The sequence below is a fragment of the Streptomyces sp. NPDC006332 genome, from assembly GCF_040612855.1.
Classification (GTDB): domain Bacteria; phylum Actinomycetota; class Actinomycetes; order Streptomycetales; family Streptomycetaceae; genus Streptomyces.
In genome coordinates this window covers 1-22,206 of record NZ_JBEXRA010000088.1, presented here as the reverse complement: position 1 = coordinate 22,206, position 22,206 = coordinate 1, and the positions used below count along the sequence as shown (strand labels likewise).

Genomic DNA, 22,206 nt, shown 5'->3' with positions numbered 1-22,206 from the left:
GCTGACCGACCGTCCGTAACCCCGCCACGCGTCCGAAAGCCACCCGCGACCCGCGACGGAGGATGGCCGCTGGCGGTATTGGATCGACCCTGCGCAAGCACAGAGTATCCGGCGTTCAGCTCGCACGCCCGACGTTCAGGGACCCAAGCCCGCGCCGCAACGCAGGATTCGCCCCTGAACCAGCCGCCGGGCAGTCAACCGATCACTGACGTGGACCGACCTGCGTGCAGAAGTTGCCGATATTCGTGACACTGTCACCCAGGACCGAGACCGTCACAGGGACCGTGACCAGGGAGGAGGTGAATTCCTGCTCACACTTCAGCAACTGCGCGTTGTCGATGGTGGCATCGGGCGAGTCACCGCCGGCGCCGTGAGCCTGTGCGGCCCCGGCACCCGTCAGACCGATGCCACCGATGGCGGCGGTCACCAGCATGACCTTCTTGAACCTGCGCACGCGTATCTCCATTGATTGACTCGCGGCCACGACAAAACGCCGTGGCCTCGATCAGTACAGCGAAGGGGACGCCTAGAACCTGCTTCCCGGCATCCCCTGCCCCGCGAATTACTGACCCTCTCCTCTGCGGCCCCGAGCCGACAGATGATCAGGGAGTCAGACGCGGCAAGGACTAAGGGAGCGGGTCTCACACTGGAGGTGCGAGACCCGCAGCGTCCTGAATCAGTCCCCGATGGACCCGATCACGGTGCAGAAGTTGCCGATGTGCTGCGTGCTGTCGCCGGTGACAGCGAGGGGGGTGTTGGTGAAGGCGCCGGGGTGGAAGTCCTGCTCGCAGTCCACCACCTGCAGGTTGTTGACGGCGAACGGGATGCCCTCGTCGTAGTCGTGGCCACCGTTGGCGCTGGCAACCCCGCCGCCGACCAGACCGAGGCCGCCGACCATGACCGCTACCGCCGCGACCTTCTTGAGCTTCTGCATCGTGTCTCCGATTTCTTCAGCACACGACCCCCTTACGGACCGTGTCCAACTCGTCACAGAAGATAACATGCGCCGCACTTAACCCGCTATTTCCGACACACCCGATTGGCTCAACCCAGAGAGTTATGCGCCTTTCGGCTGCGCCGACCCGCATTGAGTCGGACAGACCCTCGCATGGCACCGTCGGAGGCGACCCACCCCCTGAAGGCCGACAGCAGAGCGCCTCCGACGGCCACGCACCCAAGGACCTCAGAGTCCTCATGCGCACCGTTCGGAGGCGCTTTCCCTTCACATCCGAACCGGGAAGGCAGACGCCTTCCCGGTTGACAGTCACACGCGGGCCGCATCGCCGCTCGCGGGACTGCCTGCGCCCGGGATCAGTCCTCGATGGACCCGATCACGGTGCAGAAGTTGCCGATGGACTGTTCCCTGTCGCCGCCGACGGCGGCGGGGGTGTTGGTGAAGAGGGTGGTGCTGAAGTCCTGCTCGCAGTCCACCACCTGCAGGTTGTTGACGCCGAACGGGACGCCCTCGTCGTAGTCGTGGCCACCGTTGGCGCTGGCAACCCCGCCGCCGACCAGGCCGAGGCCGCCGACCATCGCCGCTACGGCCGCAACCTTCTTGAACTTGTACATGACTCTCCGATCCCTTCGCACACGACCCTCCTTACGGACCGTGCCCAACTCGTCACGGAAGATAACATATGGCGCAGTTTAGCTGTTATTTCCGATACACCCGATTGGAGGCAGTCGATGGAGTGATCTTTCGAAAGTGCCGGGCCGCATTGCGTCGGACAGGTCCTCAAGAGGGCCGCGGACGCGACCGAGCCGCTGAAAACCGACAGCGGAACACCTCCGACGGCCACGCACCCAAGAGCCGCAGAGTCCTCACAGACACCGTTCGCAGATGCTTTCCCTTCACGCCCGAAAGGCCTTGCACCCCGTGCGCCAGCCATCCGTGGGCCGTAACGCCACTCGCGGGAGCACGGCACCACTGGCGCCCGGGACCAGTCCTCGATGGACCCGATCACGGTGCAGAAGTTGCCGTGCTGTCGCCGATGACGGCGGCTGGGGTGTTGGTGCAGAGGCCTGATGGAAGCCCTGCTCGCGTCCACCTGCAGGCCATTGACGGCGATCGGGAACCCATCGGCTTCTTGCGTACAGCGAAGCGCCTCCGACAGGTGCGGCGACGAGGACCTCATATGCCCTCGTGCGCACCGGTCGGAGGCGCTTTCCGTTCACACCCCGGAGGTCCAGGACCATCCCGGGAAGAGGTCCCGGAATCAGTCTCCGATGGACCCGATCACGGTGCAGAAGTTGCCGATGGACTGCGAGCTGTCGCCGGCGACGGCGGCGGGAGTGTTGGTGAAAGCGGCGGGGGTGAAGTCCTGGTCACAGTCCACGACCTGGAGGTTGTTGACGGCGAACGGGAAGTCCCCGTCGTAGTCGTGGCCGCCGTTGGCACTGGCAACCCCGCCGCCGACCAGGCCGAGGCCGCCGACCATCGCCGCTACGGCCGCAACCTTCTTGAACTTGTGCATCAACGTCTCCGATTCCTTCACGCACACGACCCTCCTTACGGACCGTGTCCAACTCGTCACAGACGCTAACACGGGCCCCTCTTAAGCTGCTATTTCCGACACACCCGATTGAGTGTCACCTGTTGACTTATGCACCTTTTAGGACAACCAGAGGAGCCGACCGTACGGCAGTAGCCAGGGAAGAAAGGGGCCGCGGTCACCCTCTGGTGCCGAGTTCCTCACGCAGGTCCAGGTAGAAGCGCAGCCATACCCCGGACTGGCGAGGCACCCGGGCCGCCCGGTCGCCGGACACGGTCGCGGCCGGGGTCGTGGTCGTCCACGGCTCGGCGACCGCGCGCTCGAAGGCGATCGCGGTCTTCTCGTCGGCGGCCGCGGTCGCCCACCGGTGGGCGACCGCCCGGTGGAAGGCGAGCGCTGTCTCCTCATCGGCGGCCGCGGCATCCACGACCAGCAGACCCGGCTCCGCCATGTGCACGTCCTGAATCGGTTTCATGTCGGCCATGACGCCTTTCGCCGACGTGATCGTTCTCCCCACCTGGCACCTTCACCCGATCGAGATCATCAACGCCGTGGAACCGCCCGCGGGAGCGCCCGTGAGGGGCCGGGTCAGCCCACTGCCACCATGGTCAGCGCGGCCAGGACGGTGAGGACGGCCACCGGAAGCATGACGATCCGTGCCCACTCCATCGTCGCCCGCACGCTGTCGCACCTGGTGGGTAAGTCGGCGGTGGGCACGGCAGCGGGGAGGGTGCGGCAGCAACCGCAGTCACCCTCGCCGCTGTTCAGCCAGTCATCGACCGTCAGCCCGGCGAAGTCCGCCGGGGACCCGTCCTCGTCCCACATCCTCATGACGAGTTAAACGATCCGCCCCCCGCACGGATGCGACCGGAGGGCCGCCGCGGCAGTGCCATGGGGGTGAAAGGTGCTACAGATTTTCTAGTCATTCGTAGTCAGTTCTAGTCGCTTGTCTCGATTAGCGTGGCCTTGTGAAGCTTTCGGAGTGGGCGCGTCAGCAGGGCGTGAGCTACCAGACGGCCTGGCGGTGGGTGAAGGACGGGAAGATGCCCGTCCCCGTTCGCCAGGCGCCGTCCGGGACGTGGCTGGTCGACGAGGTCGCCGTCCAGTCCCACGGGCGTGTCGTGGCGTACTGCCGCGTGTCGTGCGCCGACCAGAAGAGTGACCTTGACCGGCAGGCCGCTCGGGTCGTGTCCGGCGCGAACAGGCTGGGCCTGGCCGTTGCCGAGGTCGTCACCGAAGTGGGTTCAGGGCTGGACGGGCGGCGCCGCAAGCTGCACCGTCTGCTGTCCGACCCGCAGGCGGCGGTGATCGTGGTTGAGCACCGCGACCGGCTGGCACGGTTCGGCGTCGAACACCTCGAAGCCGTCCTGGTCGCATCCGGGCGGCGCCTGGTCGTCCTCGACCCCACCGAGACCGACGATGACCTGGTGCCAGACATCACCGAGGTACTGACCTCGATGTGCGCCCGCCTGTATGGACGGCGGGCGGCGAAGAACCGGGCCGCCCGCGCGGTCGCGGTAGCGACCGGTGAGGCCGCCGAGTGAAGAAGTTCCAGCCGCAGCCCGGGTTCGTCGTGCAGGCGTACCGGTTCGCCCTGGACCCGAACACCACCCAGGAGCACGCGCTGCGCTCGCACTGCGGTGCCGCGCGTGCCGCGTACAACTGGGCTGTCGGCTGGGTGACCGCCTCCTGGTGGCAGCGCAAGGCCGAGGAAACGTACGGCATCGCCGAGGCGGAGCTGACCGAGTGGCGGCCGTGGTCGCTGCCGTCGCTGCGGAAGGCGTTCAACCAGGCCAAGACGACCGATGTGAGGTTCGCCGCCTGGTGGGAGGAGAACTCCAAGGAGGCGTACTCCACCGGCCTGGCGAACGCGTCGTCCGCGTTCGACAACTACGCCAAGTCCAAGCAGGGCAAGCGGCGCGGCAAGCGGATGGGCCCGCCCCGGCTCAAGTCGAAACGGAAAGCGCGCCTGGCCTGCCGGTTCACGACCGGCACGATCCGCGTCGACACCGACGGCCGGCACGTCACGCTGCCCCGGCTCGGGACGATCCGCGTCCATGAACCCACCAGCAACCTCCTCGCCCGCGTCAAGGCCCAGACCGCCCGCATCCTGTCCGCGACCGTCCGGCACGAACGCGGACGCTGGTTCGTCTCCTTCCAGACCGAGGTCAAACGCGACCTCGAACGGGTGGCACGCCCGGACGCGACGGTCGGTATCGACCTCGGCGTGAAGACCCTCGCCGTGATGGCCGACAGCACCGGTGAGATCCGCACCGTCCCCAACCCCGGGCACTACGAACGGGCACTGGGGCAGCTGCGCCGCGCCTCCCGCACCGTCTCCCGCCGCCAAGGCCCAAACCGGCGCACCGGACAGAAACCGTCGAAGCGGTGGGAGAAGGCCAACGCCGCCCGCAACACAATGCATCACCGGGTGGCAAACCTCCGCGCCGATGCCCTGCACAAGCTGACCACGAAGGTGGCGGCCGAGTACGGCACCGTCGTGGTCGAAGACCTGAACGTCGCCGGGATGCTCAAGAACCGGCGCCTGGCCCGCCGCATCGCCGATGCCGGATTCGGCGAGATCCGCCGCCAGCTCGACTACAAGACCCGCCAGCGCCACGCCACCCACACCATCGTGGCCAACCGCTGGTACCCCTCCTCCAAGACATGTTCCGGGTGCGGCGCGGTGAAAGCCAAGCTGCCGCTGCACGTCAGGACCTACGAATGCGACGCCTGCGGCCTGGTTGTGGACCGGGACGACAACGCCGCACTCAACCTCGCCGCGCTCGCGGCAGCCGCCGTAACTGGTACCGGAGTGGCCGGAGACCAGGACACCGCCCCGGTGGTGTCGAAGCCTCGTGGAGCCGACCAGAAGACCCGCGTCACCCGCACCCGCCGCAAGGCGAGCGCGGGGCGGGCAGGTGGCGCACCCCTGCCGCACCAGCGGCAGACGGAAGCGAGAGACCGTACTCAAGCCGAAGCTCTCACACTTTGGTGACGTGACGGACCTTCCGGGCCGAAACGCCCGGGATGCTGAGACCCGACCACGGTCTCGGCAACGGGAACGATCCACTGCCGCAGCAACCTTCCGGGCGGTGTCTGCCCATGCGGGCGGCCTCGCAATCCAGACGTCACTCTCGTGAGGGATGCGGCAGATCAACCGATTTATGCGAGCTGGTTCAGGACCTGGCAGGCGCGCTCGACCCCGTCCTCGGCCGTCAGCGTCCGGCCCAGTCGACGGGCCGCCTCAACATGGTCGCTGTCCTCGGTGACGGCTCGCAGTCGGTCGGCGAGAGCGGGGACGGTGAGGTGACGGGCGGGCAGGGGCTCGGGTCCCACGCCGAGGCGGTGCGCCCGGTCGGCCCAGTAGGGCTGGTCGCCGAAGAACGGGCAGACGACGGACGGCACTCCGGAACGCAGTGCCGACGCGGTGGTGCCCGCGCCGCCGTGGTGGACCACCGCGGCCATACGGGGGAACAGCCAGCTGTGCGGAGTCTCCTCGACCGCGAGCATGTCGTCGTCGCTCGTGGCAGGGTCTCCGGCCAGGACTCCGCGCAGTCCCGCGCGCCGCAGTGCGGCGCGTACGACGCGGTCGGTGGCCTTGGGGTCGCTGGTTCTCATGCTGCCGAAGCCCACGTACACGGGCGGCGGTCCGTCGGCCAGGAAGTCGAGCAGGCGCCGTGGTGGTTTCCACTGGGGCTGGTCGTGATGCCAGAAGCCGGTCAGGTGGACGTTGGGGCCCCAGTCGGGCGGGCGGGGTACGAGGGTGGGGCTGAACGCACACAGCACGGGGGCCCGGCGGAGTCGGCGGTGCGGTGCGAAAGGGGACAGCGCGGGGAGGGCGAGGTGTTCCCTGCGCCAGGTGTTGATGAACTGACGACACGCCAGCCACGCTCCCAGGTCGACCGCCTCGTAACTGAGGCGGTTTCCGATGGGTCCGAGGAACCGTGCGGCCGGTGTGAACGGGTGGGGGAAGGCGCCGGTCGGCTGGCTGGGCTGGAAGTGGACGAGGGCGTGCGGGACGCGCAGGTACTGGCTCAGGTGGACGCCGAGCAGACCGAAGGTGGGCGCCAGGACAAGGTCGGCTCCCTCGGCACCCGCCTGGGTTTCGGCGAGCAGACGGGCGAACAGGGGCCGCATGATCCGGTTGAGGCCGCGGATGAAGGCCACCGGGTTGCGTCGGCCGGCCAGCAGTTCCTGTCCTTCGGGTGATTCGATGATCTCGCTGGGGTCCGCCGGGAGAGCGTGGAACCGCAGCCCCGTCCCGGTGATCAGTGGCTCGTATCGGCTGCTGGCCAGCAGGCGGACGGAATCGCCCTGGCGGGTCAGGGCCTTGCCCAGCGCCAGACACGGCTGGACGTCCCCACGCGACCCGGCGGCGAAGATCACCACTGTCCGGCCCATGCTTGCCTCGCTCCTGGTCGTACGCGCGGAAAGCCCGGTTCGCTAGGAGAGTTCCTGGGTCACCGTGGGCCAGATGCTGTGCAGTTCGCGCTGCCAGTAGGGCCAGGAGTGCGTTCCGGGTTCGTAGAGGTTCGTCGTGACGTCGACGCCTGCGGAGCGGAGCGATTCGGCGAACTTGGTCAGCGAGGCCGGAAGTGCCGCTTCGGACACCGAGCCCACCCAGAGCGCGGAGGCCGTGTGGCCTTCGTCCAGTGGTCCGGGCGTTCCGTCTCCCGCGGACAGGTGGACCTTCGTTCCGAGGAAGGCGCCCGGCATGGCGGCCGGGTTGTGGGCCTGCCAGATGTCGCCGTGTCTCTTCGGGTCTCCCCAGACGCGATTGATGTCGACGCCCTCCATGACGGAGCCGAGACGAATAAGGAAACGCACCGTGGGGTCGTCGAGGTCGACGTACGAGCTCATGGAGGCCACGTAGCGGAACATTCCCGGATGACGGGCCGCGTAGTTGAGCGCGCCGAAGCCGCCCATGGACAGGCCGACGACCGCGCGGGAGGAGTTCGCCCGGAAACTCCGCTCCATGAGCCGGACGAGTTCGACGGTGTGGAAGGTCTCCCAGCGGGGCCTGCCGGCGTACCAGTCGGAGTAGTAGCCGTGCTCCCCGCCGTCGGGCATCACGACGAGTACCTCGGAGTTGTCCGCCAGTTCCTCGACGTCCGTCTCGCGCGTCCAGGAGGTGTAGTCGTCCGCGCCTCCGTGCAGCATGTAGAGCGCCGGGAAGGTGCGGTCCCGCTCGCTCTTCCAGCTCTTGGGGAGGATCACGCGGACCGGTACGGAGGCTCTCATGGCCTGTGACCGGACGGTCAGGTCCACCGTGCGGTCGTCGAGTTGGTCGACGTGGGTGATCCGGGCGCCGGTGCCGGCCGACCGGGACGCCTGCCGCTCACCGTTTCCGGCCGCGGCCGCGGCGGTGCCGTACAGGGGTGTGAGGAGCAGGAGGCAGGCCAGGAGTGAGCGGCCGGTGAGGCGGGCGGGGCCGGTGAGCATTCTGCGGGCGGAGGGCATGGGCGGGGGACTCCTTGGGGCGGATAGCGCCCTATCGGTATACGACATATACGTGCAGACCATGCCGACGTCGGCGCTCTCAGGCCCAGCCGACACGCCGATTTTATGTAGATATGATCAACTGATCACGATCAGGGCGATTCATGATGCTTCGCCGGTCGGCCTGTCATGGGGCCAGACGGAGGACTGTGCGGTTGCGCCATGTCGAGGCAGGCGGCTTGCTTTGAAGAGGTGGCGGGGAAGACCGGCCAGTGAACTGCGGGGCAGCCGCACGCGGCCCAGGAACCGTTGGGAGACTCCATGAGCACGACCATGTCCGAGGCCGTCATCGCGGGTGCTGACCGGGCCACGCTGGAGAAGCTGCCCCTGCCCGATGAGTTCGCCGCGGCCACGGTGCGACTGGCCGACATCAAGATGTTCCAGGACACCGAGGACAAGGACGTACAGAAGTCCCTCTCCGTGGAGCAGGTCCCGATGCCCGAACTGGCTCCGGACGAAGCCCTGATCGCGGTGATGGCGAGCTCCATCAACTACAACACCGTGTGGACCGCGATGTTCGAGCCGCTGCCGACGTTCCAGTTCCTCAAGCAGATGGGGAAGGCCGGGGGGTGGGAGGCGCGGCATGACCTTCCCTACCACGTGGTGGGGTCGGACGCCTCGGGTGTCATCGTGCGAACGGGGTCGTCCGTACGCAAGTGGAAGGTCGGGGACCACGTGGTGGTGGCGACGGCGTACGTCGACGACCAGGACCACGAGACACACCGGGACGGCATGCTCGGACAGGGGCAGAAGGCGTGGGGCTTCGAGACGAACTTCGGCGGACTGGCGCACTACGCGATCGTGCGGGCCAGCCAGCTGATGCCCAAGCCGGCCTTGCTCACCTGGGAGGAGGCGGCCGTCAATCCGCTGTGCGCCGGCACCGCGTACCGCATGCTGGTCAGCGACCGCGGGGCCCAGATGAAGCAGGGGGACGTGGTGCTGATCTGGGGTGCGACCGGCGGGCTCGGTTCCTACGCGGTCCAGCTCGTGCGCAACGGTGGCGGCATCCCGGTCGGCGTGGTGAACTCCCGTGAGAAAGCTGACCTGTTGCGGTCCCTCGGCTGTGAGGCGGTCATCAACCGCTCGGAGATCGAGGAGGGTGACGCCACCCTGCTGCAGCGGCCGGAGGGGTGGAAGAAGCTCGGCGCCGCCGTACGTGACGCGGCGGGCGAGGACCCGCACATCGTCTTCGAGCACGTCGGCCGGCAGACGTTCCAGGCCTCCGTCTTCCTCGCCAGGCGCGGGGGGACGGTGGTCACCTGCGGTTCCAGTACCGGCTACCAGCACACCTACGACAACCGCTACCTGTGGATGCGGCTCAAGAGGATCATCGGGAGCCACGGGGCCAACCTGCACGAGCAGTGGGAGGTCAACCGGCTGTTCGGCATGGGCCGTCTGCTGCCGGCGCTGTCGACGACGTACACCCTGGACGAGGTCGCGACGGCGACCAGGAGTGTGCAGACCAACCAGCACATCGGCAAGGTGGGTGTGCTGTGTCTCGCTCCGCGCTCCGGGCTCGGGGTGACGGACCCGCAGGCCAGGGAGCGCGTGGGCGAGGACCGTCTGCGCGCGTTCCGGAGCGGTGCGCTGCCGGGGGTTTCCTAGGGCGTGGGCGGGTCCCGCGATCCGCGCGGGACCGGTCGCCGCCGCGGGTCAGTCGCCGTGCCCGTCCAGGGCTTCGTCGCCGTGCCCTTCCAGGGCTTCGTCGCCGTGCCCTTCCAGGGCTTCGGTGAGGTGCCGCGCGATGACCTCGACATGGGGCGGGTCGATGAGCGACAGGTGGTCGCCCGGGACGGGGACCACCTCCAGCGACGGGCACAGCGGAGCCCAGCCGAGGTCTGCCTCCTCGCGCAGGTAGCGGGGGTCGAGGGCGGTGGTCAGCGGCTGTGCCTCCTGGGCGCGGTAGAGCACGACGTGGCCCGGGTAGGGGTGGGGCCTGTAGCGCTCCCCCACTCGCGCGTCGATGTAGGACGTGCGCTGGTGCTCCATGATTCCGGGGCTCATGTCGAGACCGGCCTCGGCGACGAGCCGCATGACCACGTCCATCTGCTGCTCGTCAGGCGTGGCGGCCAGTTCCTCGTAGGGCAGGTCGAGGGGGCGTCCGTACGTCTTCTCGATGTATTCGGCGAAGCGGCCGAACCGTTTGATGAGCATCTCCTTGGATTCCAGCCCCGGCAGAGCCGCCGGCAGGATGGTGTCGATGAGTCCGAGGAAGCCCACGCTCGCGTCCGTCTCGCGGAGCCGGCGGGCGACCTCGTAGGCGAGACAGCCGCCGAACGACCAGCCCAGCAGGTGGTACGGGCCCTCGGGCTGAAGTTCGCGGATGAGGCCGACGTAGTGGGCGGCCTTCTCCTCCATCGTCCGCAGACTGTCCACGCGGTCGAATCCGTACACATTGCGTGTGGTGGGGAGCAGCTGGACGAGTGGCCGGTAGACCGAGGTCGGTCCGCCGGCGGGGTGGAAGGTGAACAGGGCGGGGCGGTCGGCGCCGGGCCGGCCGTCGCGGAGGACACGCAGGACGGACTCGCCGGTTCCGTTCACCACCGGCCGGATCAGCTCCGCGAGGGTGGCGACGCTGGAGTGGGCGAGGACGCGCTCCGCGGTGAGGCCCGGTGCGGTGGCGTCCAGGCGTCGGTGGACGCCCTCCACCAGGTGATGTGCGGTGCGCCGGTCGCCACCCGCGGCGACGAAGTCCTCGTTCACGTCCTTCGGCGGGTGTCCGAGGATCTCCTTCCAGACACTGGCCACCACGCGTTCGGCGGCGTCGCGAGGGGCCAGCCTGGTCGGCAGCGTCGGGGTCGCACCGGCGCGGGCGTGCTGCTGCCCGGTGTTCCGCGGTTCGTTGTCCGCCGAGGCCTCACGGGGATCAGCCCGCAGCAGACCCAGTTCCCGCAGTACCGCGTCACCGACGGCACGGAGCGTGGCACCCCGCAGAAGGAGAGGGGCGGGCAGCGCCACGGCGAAGTCCTGCTTGGCGGCGTTCTGGATCCGCACCGTCATGAGGGAGTCGAGACCGAGGTCGGTCAGCGGAGTGTCCTCGTCCAGGTCCTGGACCGCGCGTCCCATGACCGCGGCTGTGCGTCTGACGAGACGTTCGTAGATCTTGGCGGGGGCCGCCTCGCCCAGCGTCGCGATGCCGGCCGGGCCGTCCCATTCGTCGTCGGGGAGGTGACCGCCCCCCAGGACCCCCGCGAAGAAGGGGACGGCGTCCAGTCCGGGGAAGGCCTCCAGTGCCCGACGGGCGTCCAGACGTACCACGCCGGTGTGCGCCCTGCCCCGGATGACGAGCGCCTGGAGAGCGTCCAGTCCCTCGGCGGAGGTGATGGGGTCGAGGGCGATCGCGGAGTTCACGGCGGGGTCACGGGGTGCCGCGCCCAGCTCTGCCCAGGGGCCCCACGCGAGGGCGGTCGCCGGCCGGCCGACGGCGCGGCGGCGGTGGGCGTGCGCGTCCAGCCAGGCGTTGGCGGCGGCGTAGGCGGCCTGGCCGGGGGAGCCGAAGAGGGCGGCGGCGGAGCTGTACAGCAGCCACCAGTCGAGGTCGTGCCCCTCGGTGGCCGCCTCCAACTCGAGGGCTCCGGTGACCTTCGGCCGGAAGACGGCGTCGATGTCGGACGGTTGCAGGTCGGTGATGATGCGGTCGTGGAGCACCGCCGCGGCGTGCGCGACCCCGCACAGGGCATGCCCCTCGGACACCGCCGCCTCGACCAGCCGCGCGGCCACACCGGGATCGGCGACGTCTCCGCGCACCACGGCGACGGAGGTGCCGAACTCGCCGAGTGCGGTGAGGGCGGACTGTGTGTCGGGGTCCGGGGCACGGCGACCGTTCACGACGACGCGGCCCGCGCCCTGTTCGGCCAGCCGTCGCGCCGTCGCGAGGCCCAGGCCGGACAGACCTCCCGTCACGATGTACGCGCCGTCGGGACGCGCGAAGGGCACGCGGCCGGGCGCGTCGTCCGGGTCCGCGGCGGCCAGTCGGGCGACGAAGCGGGTCCCGGCACGCCAGGCGACCTCGTCGGCCTCGCCGTCGCAGAGCAGTTCCTGGACCAGGTCGTCGACGAGACCGGGTTGCGGGTCGATGTCCACCAGCGTCGTGCGCAGAGTGGGCTGTTCCAGGGCCAGTACGCGTACCAGTCCGCGCAGCGCGGCCAGATCGGGGTTACCGGTCTCTGCGGGGACGACGGACCGGGCCCGCTCGGTCACGAGCCACAGCCGGGGAACCGACAGTGGCCGCGGGTCCGCGGCCAGCCGACGGGCGACGTCCGCGGCGGCGTGCAGCCCGCGACAGGTTCCGGGCGGTTCGGGGCCGTCCGTCACGAGCATGACCAGGGCGGCCCGCCCGTCGTGTGTCTGTTCGCGCCAGCCGTCCAGCAGGCCGGGGAAGGAGCCGTCCCGGGTGTGCGCGACCGTCACCTCGACGCCCTGCTCCTCAAGGGCCGACTTGAGGGGGACGGCACAGGGGTTCCCGCTGCCCTCGGGCTGGTCCGTCAGCAGGAGGACATGGGTCGGTGGGGAGGGGACGGAGACCGGGGCTTTCTCCCACTCGATCTCATAGGTCGTCTCATCGAGCGGCCGCGGGACCTCCGCCGGTCCGACGGCCCGGAACAGCGTCTCGTGAGCCACGATCAGCTCCCGTCCCCCGTCGTCCTCCGCGTGGATGTCCCACCGGCCGCGGTGGGATCGGTCCGGGGCTCCGTCGCCGGAGGTCGGTTCGTCGGTACGGGGCAGGCACCGGACCCGGCATTCGGCATCGGCGGGGACCTGTAGCCGTACCCGCAGAGACCGCACGGTGACCGGAACCTCTTCGGTGGCGGACGGCGCGGAGTCCGCCCCGGGCAGGTCCCGACGGGTCGGCGCGTGCAGGACGGCGTGCAGGAGCTTTCCGTGTCGTTGGTCCGGTGCGTGGTCCTCGGCGGCGGGGACGGGGAAGGCGTCCTCGAAGGGAGCGGCGGTCGCGGCGGGCTCACGAGGCGTCAGCGCGTCGGGGCCGGTGAGTACGCGGGCCGAGGCGTGGCGCAGCCAGGCGCCGGCGGCGGACCGGGAGTGGATGCTGACGGTGGCCTGATCGCGGCCCTCCGGCTCCCAGACGGTGGTGACCGGTGTCCTCGCGGAGATCGGCAGCCACTGATGGACTGTCAGGTCCTCGATGCGTACCGACTCGGTGGCCGTCGCGGTCGTGGCCGTCGCCGTGGTGATCGTGGCGGTCGCCGCGGCGATCACGAGTTCCGCGCACGCGGGCAGCGTCAGAACGGGCCTGCCGTGCAGCGTGGACGGCTGCCGGTTCCAGCCGTCGGTGCCGATGTCCCCGTGCCACAGGACCCGGTCCGTGCCGGGATCCTCCACCCGCGCCCCCAGCAGCGGGTGGCCGCCCACCTGGGACGGACGCCTGGACCGGCTGCCGCGACGGAACCAGTGCGGGACATGACGCCAGGGAGGGCTCGGTACGGTCAACCGCTCACCGTCCGGCCACAGTTGGTCGGCCAGGCCGTCCACCTGGGCCAGGTGGAGCTCCGCGAGCGCGGTGCGCAGGTGCACGCTTTCGTCACTGTCGCGGCGGATCGTGGACAGCACGCGCCCGCGCCCCGGGATCACCGCGTCGAGCGTCTCGGTGATCGGGACGACGGCGATGGGGTGCGGTGACACCTCCAGGAAGAGGTCGTGGCCGTCGGCTGCCGCGGCGGCCACCGCCTGCTGGAAGCGGACGGGGCGGCGGGCGTTGGCGGTCCAGTAGTCCGCGTCCGCGTGGACCTCGGTGCGCGGGTCGTCGAGGACGGTCCCGTACCAGGGGATGGTCGCGGCTCGTGGGCTGATGCCGTCGAGGGCGTCGCGCAGCGCCGGAAGGACGGGATCGACCGCCGGTGAATGTCCGGCGCCGCTGACCGGGAGGAGGCGGGCGAGCCGCCCCCGCGCCTCGACTTCCTCGACGAGACGGGCGATCGGTTCGCTGGGCCCGGTGACGGTGCACCGCTGCGGCGAGGCGTACACCGCGATGCTGACCTCCGGTCGGCGGCCCAGGACGTCGGCGCGGGCTTCCTCCGGCAGCTCCACGGCGGCCATGGCGCCGGCCTGTGCCTGGTCGACGGTGGCGAGCCGGGTGGAACGGGCGAGGATCACCCGTAGGCCGTCGCGAGTGTCCAGGGCGCCGGTGACCACGGCCGCGGTCACTTCTCCCATCGAGTGTCCGATGACGGCGGCGGGTACCACTCCGTAGGCCCGCAAGGTGTGGGCCAGGGCGAGTTGCAGGCCGAACAGGAGCGGCTGGGTACGGTCGACGCCGGTGCCCCGGTCCGTGCCGGCGAGCAGGTCCGTGCTGGAGAGCATGTCCGTCAGGGAGATGCCCGTCTCCGCCTCGAAGGCGGGGTCCAGTTCGCCCACGGACGCGGCGAAGCGGGGATCCTCGCGCAGCAGTCGGCGGCCCATCCCATTCCACTGGGATCCGTAACCGGAGAAGACGAGAACGGGGCGGCGTGACGTCTCCCCGTCAGCTTCATGAGCGTGTTCGGTCCGTGAGGGCACGACGCCCGTCGGGGACTCGCCCTTGGCGAGCGCCCCGAGCGCGGCGGTGAGGTCGTGCGGCTCCCGGCCGACGACGGCAGCCCCTGCCGGGCCCCGGCGTCGGTGCGCCAGCGTGTGGCAGACGTCGGTGAGCGACAGAGCGGCGCCCCGCGTGTGCAGCCACCGGGCGAGAGAGGTGGCGGCGTCTTTGATCCGGTCCGGTGTGCGTGCCGTGACCAGCAGGATGTGCGGGACGCCCTCGTCGGTTCGCCCACGTGTGTCCTGCCGGGGCGCGTCGGCGGGCGAGGGGTCGGGCTGGGGCTCGGGCGCCTGCTCCAGGACGGCGTGGGCGTTGGTGCCGCCGAAGCCGAACGCCGACACCCCCGCCAGGGCGGGGCGCCCGTCCTCGGTCGGCCAGTCGGTGGGCTCGGTGACGACGCGCAGGCCCAGCTCGGTGAAGTCGATGTGGGGGTTGGGGCTGTGGAAGTGGAGGCTGGCGGGCAGCGTCGCGTGGTGGAGCGAGAGCACCGTCTTGATCAGGCCGACGATTCCCGCCGCGCCCTCCAGGTGCCCCAGATTGCTTTTGACCGAGCCGATCAGCAGCGGCCGGCCGGGCGGGCGGTCACGGCCCAGGACGGCGCCCAGGGCGCCCGCCTCGATGGGGTCGCCCAGCAGCGTTCCGGTGCCGTGCGCTTCGACGTAGCCGATGTCCGTCGCGTCCGTGCCGGCGTCCCGCAGCGCGCTGCGCAGCAGTGCCTCCTGGGCGACCGGGTTGGGTGCGGTGAGCCCGGCCGAGCGGCCGTCGGAGTTGACGGCCGTGCCGCGGACGACGGCCAGGATCCGGTCGCCGTCGCGCTCGGCGTCGGTGAGCCGTTTGAGGACGACGACACCGCATCCCTCGCCGCGTGCGATGCCGTCGGCCCGCGCGTCGAACGGCTTGCATCTGCCGTCCGGTGCCAGCGCGCCGACCTGGTCGAAGTTGGCGGTGACGGCCGGTGAGAGCAGCACGTTGACTCCGGCGGCCAGAGCGGTGTCGCAGTCACCGTCGCGGAGGCTGCGGCAGGCCTGGTGCAGGGCGACCAGGGACGAGGAACAGGCGGTGTCGATGGTCATGCTGGGGCCGCGGAGGTCGAGCAGGTAGGACAGGCGGTTGGCGGCGATGCTGCCTGCCGCCCCGCTGCTCGTCCACGGCGTGACGCCCGGCAGGTCCGCCGTGGTCAGATGCCCGTACTCGAGGGCGCTGAGACCGACGAACACGCCGGTCGCGCTGCCTTGCAGGGCGGAGAGTGGAATTCCCGCGTGGTCGAGGGCCTCGCACCCCACTTCGAGAAGGAGCCGTTGCTGGGGGTCCATGACGTCGGCCTCGCCGGGCGTGATCCCGAAGAAGTCGGCGTCGAAGCCCTCGATGTCGTCCAGGAAGGCGCCCCAGCGAGTGGTACGTGCCAGTACCGCCGCGGTCTGGGGCGCCCCGTCGTCGAAGTGCTGCCAGCGTTCGTCCGGGACCTGGCTCACCGCGTCCGTCCCCGCGAGGAGCGCCTCCCAGAAGGCGTCCGGTCCGTTGATGCCGCCGGGGAGGCGGCATCCGACACCGACCACCGCGACCGCGTCGGTGCCGGAGTGGTCGGTGGCGGAGTGGTCGGTGGCGACGGCCGCGGTCGGGGTGCGGGTGCCGTCTTCGCGTGGGTCTCCCGGCGCCAGCCTGCGGGCCAGCTGCTCGATGCTCGGGTTCTCCCACACCAGGGTGGCGGGCAGTGTCCGGTGGAGCAGCTGTTCCAGCCGTCCGCTGAGACCGACCGCGTCACGCGAGGTCAGTCCGTACTCGGTCAGGGGACGTTGGTCGTCGAGCTCGTCGCCGGTTACGCCGCACAGGTCGGCGACCAGTTGACGCAGCAGGGTGCGCAACTCGGCGGCCGTCGCCTCTCCGGGTGCGCCGGTCATGCCGCGCCGGTTCTCTTCGGTGCCGCGGGTCTCGTGGCCGTCCAGGTGCCGTCGAGGTAGCGGGCGCGGCAGGCGGCGCGGGCCACCTTGCCGCTGGTCGTGCGGGGTACGGCGCCCGGTGGGGCGTAGACGAAGTCGTGGACGGCGATGCCGTGGGTGACCGAGACGGCCCCGCGTACGGCTCGGGTCACCTCGTCGAGGCGCGTGTGCGGGTCGGAGACGGCGGAGGCGTGCTCGGCGACGACGACGAGCCTTTCGCCCTCGTCGGTGGGCACGGCGAACGCGGCCGTGTGGTGGCGCCGGACGGCGGGGTGCGCGTTCTCCACGGTGAGTTCGATGTCGTGCGGGTAGTGGTTGGTGCCGTCGACGATCACCAGGTCCTTGATGCGACCGGTGACGTAGAGCTGTTTGTCGTGCCAGATCCCCAGGTCGCCCGTGCGCAGCCAACGCCGCGCCGGATCGTCCGGGTCCTCGCCCTCCATGACGGCGCCGAAGTGGTGTCCGTCCTGCGGGCGGCCCCAGTAGCCGCGCCCGATGTTCGGGCCGCGCAGCCAGATCTCCCCGACCGTCCCGTCGTCCTGCCGGCGACCGGTGGCCGGATCGACGATGGCCACCTCCTGGTCGGTCGGCCGGCCGCAGGCGACCAGTTCGGTGACGGATCCCCCTTCGGCCGGTTCGGCGACACGTGCGATCCCCTGCGCCAGCAGCTCCCGGTCGAAGGGGGTGACGGTCGGTTCCTCCCCGGCGGGCGACGCCGCGACGAACACGGTGGCTTCCGCGAGGCCGTAGGAGGGGCGCATGGTGGTCCGGTGGATGCCGGACGGCGCGAAGGCCTCGTGGAAGCGCTCGAGGGTCCGCGGGCTGACGGGCTCGCTGCCGTTGATCATGACGGCGACGGAGCCCAGGGACAGGTCCGTCCGTTCCTCGGGTGGTACCCGGTGAACGCAGTAGTCGTAGGCGAAGTTCGGTGCGGCGGTGAGGGCCCCGTCGTGCTGCGTGAGCAGGCGGAGCCAGCGGACCGGTTGTTGGACGAACGCCAACGGATCCATGAGGACGGACGGCATGCGGCGCACGAGCGGCATGACGATCCCGATCATCAGGCCCATGTCGTGATACAGCGGGAGCCAGCTCACGACGGAGCGGAGCCCGGGGCCCACGTCATACGCTTCCAGTGTTTGCCGCGCGTTGACGCAGACGTTGGCATGGGTGATCTCCACCCCGGACGGCGTCCGCGTCGAACCGGACGTGTACTGGAGGTAGGCGCAGTCCTCGGGCAGGGGCTCCAGGGCGGTCCGGGCCTCCGCACCCGGCGTGCCGGCGGTCCGCACCAACCCCTCGACGCTCATGACACGCACCGGGGGCGTGATTCCGTGGCCGGTGCAGAAATCGGCCACCGCTTCCCGTTGGTCGGGGGCGGAGATCGCGAGGGCGGACTGTGCGTCGGCCAGCACGGCCGCCAGTTTCTCGCCGTGGCCGGGCAGGTCGGGCGGGAAGAGCGGCACGGCGATCGCGCCCGCGCACAGCGAGCCCAGGAAGCCGACGACGTAGTCGAGGCCCTGCGGCGCGACGATGGCCACGCGCTCGCCCACCGCGCCCGCCCGGCGCAGTCCCGCCGCCACCGCCCGCACCCGGGTGTCCAGCTCGTTCCACGTCAGCTCGACGGAGGTCCCGTCCCGGTCGGCGTGGAAGTCCACGAAGGTGAACGCTGTCTCATCGGGCGCCTGCCGGGCGGAGAGGGCCAGATGGCGGCTGAGCGTGTCGCCCGTGACTGACGACATTTGATCACCATGCCTTCGCTGGAGGCACTTCCGTTCTTTCCGGAACTGCCTGAAACGCCCCTATTTGGAGCCAGCGAAACATGAACAGATAATGTTGATAGATCGACACGCCGGGTGCGCGGCACGGATACCGTCGTTCGCATCCGTGCCGTCGCCTACGACACCACGTCCTTGCGGGCGAACCCCCTGAAGGCCAGCGCGAACAGCACGAGGGCGTATGTGACGGAGACGGCGGTGCCCTGGATCATGCCGGACCACTCGGGGGTGGCCTGCACCGCGTCGGCCCACGCGAACTGCCAGTGCGCGGGCAGGAAGTCGCGCCAGTGGTCGAGAGCCGTCACGGCGTCCAGGACGTTGCCGACGATGGTCAGACCGACCGCGCCGCCGACCGCGCCGAGCGGCGCGTCGGTCTTCGTCGACAGCCAGAACGCCAGCCCGGCGGTGACCAGTTGGGACACGAAGATGTACGCGACAACGACCACGAGTCGCTGCGCCGCCGTGCCCGGCGCGAGCGAGCCGCCGGTGGGGATCTGCAGGGGCCCCCAGCCGTAGGCGGCCGAGCCGACGGCCAGGGCCGTCACCGGCAGCAGGATCATCGCGGCCAGGCTGAGGCCGAGCCCGACGACGAGCTTCGACCACAGCAGCCGCGCGCGCGGCACCGGAGCGGCGAGGAGATAGCGCAGGGAGGACCAGCTGGCCTCCGAGGCCACCGTGTCCCCGCAGAACAGGGCGACCGGCACGACCAGCAGGAAACCGGCGGACACGAACAGGTTCACGGCGGCGAAGTTGGCGCCGGAGGACGTGGCCGTGGACATCAGGGTGATCCGGTCGTCGTTCCCGTCCGGCGTGCCGCCGATGGCGAACGCGATGAGCAGGACGAACGGCAGGGCGGCGAGGATCCCGCCCATGACCAGGGTGCGACGCCGCTTCAGCTGGCGGACCAGCTCCACCCGGAGAGGAAGCGTGCGGCCCGCCCGGTAGCCGGAGGCGACCTCGGTGCGTTCGACGAGGGTGCTCACGCGGAGCCTCCGATCAGGGTGAGGAAGGCGTCTTCGAGGCGGCGGTGCGGGCCCACCGCCTGGACGGGCACTTCGAGCCGGACGAGTTCGACGACCAGGCGCCGCGCGCTGCCGTCGGCGTCGAGGCGGACCAGGAGTCCGTCGTCGGTGCGTACCGCCGACGCCACGCCCGGCAGCGCGGCGATCTTCTCCACGACCGGCTCCTCCACGGGCGCTGCGGTGCCGACGAGAAGGGTGTCGCCGGAGCCGATGATGTCCGCGACCGGACCGGCCTGCACGAGCCTGCCCCGGTCCATGACCACGAGGTGCGTGCAGGACTGCTCGACCTCCGCCAGCAGGTGGCTGGAGACGATCACCGTGCGGCCGGCCGCCGCGTAGCGGATCATCACCTCGCGCATCTCGCGGATCTGTGGCGGGTCGAGGCCGTTGGTGGGTTCGTCGAGAATGAGCAGGTCCGGCAGGCCGAGCATGGCCTGGGCGATGGCCAGGCGCTGGCGCATGCCCTGCGAGTAGGTGCGGACGGCGCGGGCCAGCGCGTCACCCAGGCCCGCGATCTCCAGGGCCTCGTCCAGGTGGGCGTCCTCGACGGGACGGCCGGTCGCCTGCCAGTACAGCTCCAGGTTCTCCCGACCGGAAAGGTGCGGGAGGAACCCGGCGCCCTCGACGAACGCACCGACCTTCGACAGCACCGGGGCACCGGGCCGGATCGCGTGGCCGAAGACCCGGATCTCGCCGCCGTCGGGCCTGATCAGGCCCATGAGCATGCGCAGGGTGGTCGTCTTGCCGGCGCCGTTGGGGCCCAGGAGTCCGAGGACCTGTCCCTTCTCCACACGGAACGACAGCTCCTTGACCGCGTACCGGTCGGTGGACTTGGCGTACCGCTTGCTCAAGTCGGTGATCACCAGGGGGACTTCGGCCAGCTCCGGGGCCGGGGCCGGGGTGGCCGTGCGGCGGCGGGCGGTGAGCAGCAGGGCCAGGGCGGTCAGCGCGCCCGCGAGCGGCAGCCACCACACCCACGTGGGCAGCGAGGCGGCCGCGGTCCGCACACCGGGGGCCGTGGGCACCTTGAGGTCGCCCTTCAGGGAGACGGTGTACGTCGCCGGGGCGGCCGGGGAGGCGTATCCCAGGTCGGTGGAGGCGAGGACCAGGCGCAGCCGGTGGCCCTTCTCGATGTCGTGGTCGACGGCGGGCAGGGTGATCGTCACGTCCTTGCCGGCCTTGGCGCCCTCGACCCTGAGGGGCGTGACGAGCTGGGAGGGCAGCACCTGTCGGCCGCCGTCGGGTCCGACGTCGTACACCTTCCCGAACAGGACGGCGTCGTCGCTGGTCGACTTGACGTGGAGGGTGGCCGTCGGCGATCCGGTGATGCGCAGGTCGTCGGTGACCGGCGCCGACTCGAACGCGGCGTACTGGCCGGGGAAGTCCAGCGAGACGCCGACGCCCAGCGAGGAGAGCTGGGCGAGTCCGCCGCCGCCGAGGCCGGGCAGCGCGGAGACGCCGGGCGGGCTGGCGCCCGCCGGGTTGTCGAAGCGCTGCTCGCGGCCTTTCAGGGCGATGGATTCCGGTCCGCTCTCCAGACCGGGGTAGGTCGCGCCGTCGGCGCCCCGCAACAGGGCCTGTCCGTCGGTGGAGTCGACGCCTCCTGTGCGGGTGACGCGGAAGGCGGGGCCGGTGTCGGCGCCCTTGTCGTCCTTGAGGTAGCGGTCGAACCAGGAGGTGACCCGGGCCTGGACCCGGCCGGTCTCCATGTCGCCGCCGTCGTGCCCGCCCGCGATCCAGTCGACGTCGACGGGGGCGCCGCCTGCCCGGATCGCCTTCGCCGCGGCGTCGGCCTGCCCGAGCGGGAAGAGGGAGTCGGTCTGGCCCTGCATCAGGAGCGTGGGCACCTTGATGCGGTCGGCGACCGCGGAGGGCGAACGTTCCTGAAGGAGCTTCACGGCCTGCGCGTCCGGCCGGCCGGACTCGGCGACCCGCTGGTACATCCGGCACAGCTGCGGCTCGAACCTGTCGCAGCCGCCGCCAGTGTTGACGAAGATGCCCGCCCAGAGCTTCTTGAAGACGCCGTTCGGGAAGAGCGCGTCGGCGAGGTTCCAGTAGGTGATCGCCGGGGCGACGGCGTCCACCCGGTGGTCGAGTCCGGCGGTCTCCAGCGCGATCGCGCCGCCGTACGACGCGCCCGCCATGCCCACACGCGGGTCACCGGGCTTGTCGAGCTGGACCTGCGGCTGTTTCGCCAGCCAGTCGATGAGCTTTCGGACGTCGGCGACCTCGCCCTTCGGGTCGTTCAGCCCGATCTTGCCGGTCGACTTGCCGAAGCTGCGGGCCGACCAGGTCAGTACCGCGTACCCGTCCCGGGCCAGGTCCTCCGCCTGCTGCCGTACGTCGGCCTTGCTGCCGCCGAAGCCGTGCGCGAGCAGGACGGCGGGACGACGGCCGGTTCCTGATGAGGTGAAGTACGAGGTGTCGATGCGGACGCCGTCGAGTGGCATCACCTGGTCGGCGCGGTTCACCCTGGGCGTGTCGTCGTCGGCGACGGCCGTCCATGTCCCGGCGCCGCCGAGCACCACGACGGCGGCCGCGGTGGCGGCGAGCCGTCGCGGTCCCCGGAGCATGCCTCGTAGCCGGGGCAGTCGAAGATCCATGCGTCAACGGTACGGGGTGACGCTGTCGGGGTTTATCGACTGTGGGCTGAAGTGAGCGCCATCCCCCGGAGGTACGGGGGCGGTTTCATGTACCGCGTCCGTGGTACGGCGGCCAGGAGCTCGGGCGTTTCTGTTGTGCGCCGGGGGCGGGTGCGTTGTGGCTGGTCGCGCCCCTGCGGCGGAGCCGCATATGGGACACCGCCCCGCGCCCCTTGGGTCCGTTGGTCTTCCCGGATGGAGACAAGCCACCGCGTCTCGCTGCGGCGGGCCGTCCGCGATGCGTTGCCCGACGTACGGGGAACGCACCATGGCGGTGGGGCAGCTCGTCGGTCAAGAAGACGAC

15 protein-coding genes are annotated in these 22,206 nt (G+C 70.5%); 3 read left to right on the top strand and 12 right to left on the bottom strand.

What is annotated here, in order from left to right; translation table 11 throughout:
• Positions 1–202: 202 nt before the first annotated feature.
• The 6 genes from ABZ027_RS40865 to ABZ027_RS40840 all read right to left on the bottom strand — a co-directional run bounded on the left by ABZ027_RS40865 (position 203) and on the right by ABZ027_RS40840 (position 3,323).
• A complete protein-coding gene (locus tag ABZ027_RS40865; protein WP_356777750.1) occupies positions 203–454 on the bottom strand; it encodes a hypothetical protein in 252 nt (83 codons plus the stop codon).
• A 222-nt stretch (positions 455–676) separates the two neighbouring features.
• Entirely contained in the window at positions 677–934 is a 258-nt protein-coding gene (locus ABZ027_RS40860) for a hypothetical protein (RefSeq protein WP_356777748.1), read from the bottom strand.
• Positions 935–1,311: 377 nt separating this feature from the next.
• Positions 1,312–1,569: a hypothetical protein gene (locus tag ABZ027_RS40855; RefSeq protein ID WP_356777746.1), complete on the bottom strand. Its 258-nt coding sequence runs from the start codon at positions 1,567–1,569 to the stop codon at positions 1,312–1,314.
• Between the two features lie 647 nt (positions 1,570–2,216).
• Positions 2,217–2,495 (bottom strand): hypothetical protein, encoded by a 279-nt coding sequence (locus ABZ027_RS40850; protein WP_356777744.1) that lies wholly within the window; start codon positions 2,493–2,495, stop codon positions 2,217–2,219.
• 175 nt (positions 2,496–2,670) lie between these two features.
• Entirely contained in the window at positions 2,671–2,967 is a 297-nt protein-coding gene (locus tag ABZ027_RS40845; protein WP_356777742.1) for a DUF6207 family protein, read from the bottom strand.
• Between the two features lie 113 nt (positions 2,968–3,080).
• Positions 3,081–3,323: a hypothetical protein gene (locus tag ABZ027_RS40840; RefSeq protein ID WP_356777740.1), complete on the bottom strand. Its 243-nt coding sequence runs from the start codon at positions 3,321–3,323 to the stop codon at positions 3,081–3,083.
• Positions 3,324–3,460: 137 nt separating this feature from the next.
• Between ABZ027_RS40840 and ABZ027_RS40835 the strand changes: the two genes are divergently transcribed.
• Both ABZ027_RS40835 and tnpB read left to right on the top strand, forming a co-directional pair.
• Complete coding sequence (locus ABZ027_RS40835) at positions 3,461–4,036, top strand: IS607 family transposase (protein WP_356777738.1); 576 nt, start codon at positions 3,461–3,463, stop codon at positions 4,034–4,036.
• Entirely contained in the window at positions 4,033–5,490 is a 1,458-nt protein-coding gene (tnpB, locus tag ABZ027_RS40830; RefSeq protein WP_356777736.1) for an IS607 family element RNA-guided endonuclease TnpB, read from the top strand. The genes ABZ027_RS40835 and tnpB overlap by 4 nt, the downstream gene beginning before the upstream one ends.
• A 167-nt stretch (positions 5,491–5,657) precedes the next feature.
• Here tnpB and ABZ027_RS40825 read toward each other — a convergent pair whose 3' ends face one another.
• A complete protein-coding gene (locus tag ABZ027_RS40825; protein ID WP_356777734.1) occupies positions 5,658–6,896 on the bottom strand; it encodes a glycosyltransferase in 1,239 nt (412 codons plus the stop codon).
• A 42-nt stretch (positions 6,897–6,938) separates the two neighbouring features.
• A complete protein-coding gene (locus tag ABZ027_RS40820; RefSeq protein ID WP_356777732.1) occupies positions 6,939–7,955 on the bottom strand; it encodes an alpha/beta hydrolase family protein in 1,017 nt (338 codons plus the stop codon).
• A 300-nt stretch (positions 7,956–8,255) separates the two neighbouring features.
• Between ABZ027_RS40820 and ccrA the strand changes: the two genes are divergently transcribed.
• Entirely contained in the window at positions 8,256–9,599 is a 1,344-nt protein-coding gene (gene ccrA, locus ABZ027_RS40815) for a crotonyl-CoA carboxylase/reductase (protein ID WP_356777730.1), read from the top strand.
• Positions 9,600–9,647: 48 nt separating this feature from the next.
• On the opposite strand, the gene ABZ027_RS40810 is transcribed toward ccrA, so the two are convergent.
• The 4 genes from ABZ027_RS40810 to ABZ027_RS40795 all read right to left on the bottom strand — a co-directional run bounded on the left by ABZ027_RS40810 (position 9,648) and on the right by ABZ027_RS40795 (position 21,863).
• On the bottom strand, positions 9,648–16,424 hold the full coding sequence (locus ABZ027_RS40810; protein WP_356777728.1) for an SDR family NAD(P)-dependent oxidoreductase: 6,777 nt from the start codon (positions 16,422–16,424) through the stop codon (positions 9,648–9,650).
• Positions 16,421–18,202: a fatty acyl-AMP ligase gene (locus ABZ027_RS40805; protein WP_356777726.1), complete on the bottom strand. Its 1,782-nt coding sequence runs from the start codon at positions 18,200–18,202 to the stop codon at positions 16,421–16,423. Before ABZ027_RS40805 ends, ABZ027_RS40810 begins: the two co-directional genes overlap by 4 nt.
• Before the next feature lie 155 nt (positions 18,203–18,357).
• A complete protein-coding gene (locus ABZ027_RS40800; RefSeq protein ID WP_356777724.1) occupies positions 18,358–19,221 on the bottom strand; it encodes an ABC transporter permease in 864 nt (287 codons plus the stop codon).
• The gene (locus ABZ027_RS40795; RefSeq protein WP_356777722.1) at positions 19,218–21,863 is read right to left on the bottom strand and encodes a CocE/NonD family hydrolase; all 2,646 of its coding nucleotides are present in this window, start codon (positions 21,861–21,863) and stop codon (positions 19,218–19,220) included. Before ABZ027_RS40795 ends, ABZ027_RS40800 begins: the two co-directional genes overlap by 4 nt.
• Positions 21,864–22,206: the final 343 nt, after the last annotated feature.

Excerpts from the sequence above, each read along its gene's own strand:
- ABZ027_RS40860 (WP_356777748.1), bottom strand. The coding sequence starts at position 934 with ATGCAGAAGCTCAAGAAGGTCGCGGCGGTAGCGGTCATGGTCGGCGGC.
- ABZ027_RS40855 (WP_356777746.1), bottom strand. The coding sequence starts at position 1,569 with ATGTACAAGTTCAAGAAGGTTGCGGCCGTAGCGGCGATGGTCGGCGGC.
- ABZ027_RS40845 (WP_356777742.1), bottom strand. The coding sequence starts at position 2,967 with ATGAAACCGATTCAGGACGTGCACATGGCGGAGCCGGGTCTGCTGGTC.
- ABZ027_RS40840 (WP_356777740.1), bottom strand. The coding sequence starts at position 3,323 with ATGAGGATGTGGGACGAGGACGGGTCCCCGGCGGACTTCGCCGGGCTG.
- ABZ027_RS40825 (WP_356777734.1), bottom strand. The coding sequence starts at position 6,896 with ATGGGCCGGACAGTGGTGATCTTCGCCGCCGGGTCGCGTGGGGACGTC.
- ABZ027_RS40820 (WP_356777732.1), bottom strand. The coding sequence starts at position 7,955 with ATGCCCTCCGCCCGCAGAATGCTCACCGGCCCCGCCCGCCTCACCGGC.
- ccrA (WP_356777730.1), top strand. The coding sequence starts at position 8,256 with ATGAGCACGACCATGTCCGAGGCCGTCATCGCGGGTGCTGACCGGGCC.
- ABZ027_RS40810 (WP_356777728.1), bottom strand. The coding sequence starts at position 16,424 with ATGACCGGCGCACCCGGAGAGGCGACGGCCGCCGAGTTGCGCACCCTG.
- ABZ027_RS40805 (WP_356777726.1), bottom strand. The coding sequence starts at position 18,202 with ATGTCGTCAGTCACGGGCGACACGCTCAGCCGCCATCTGGCCCTCTCC.
- ABZ027_RS40795 (WP_356777722.1), bottom strand. The coding sequence starts at position 21,863 with ATGGATCTTCGACTGCCCCGGCTACGAGGCATGCTCCGGGGACCGCGA.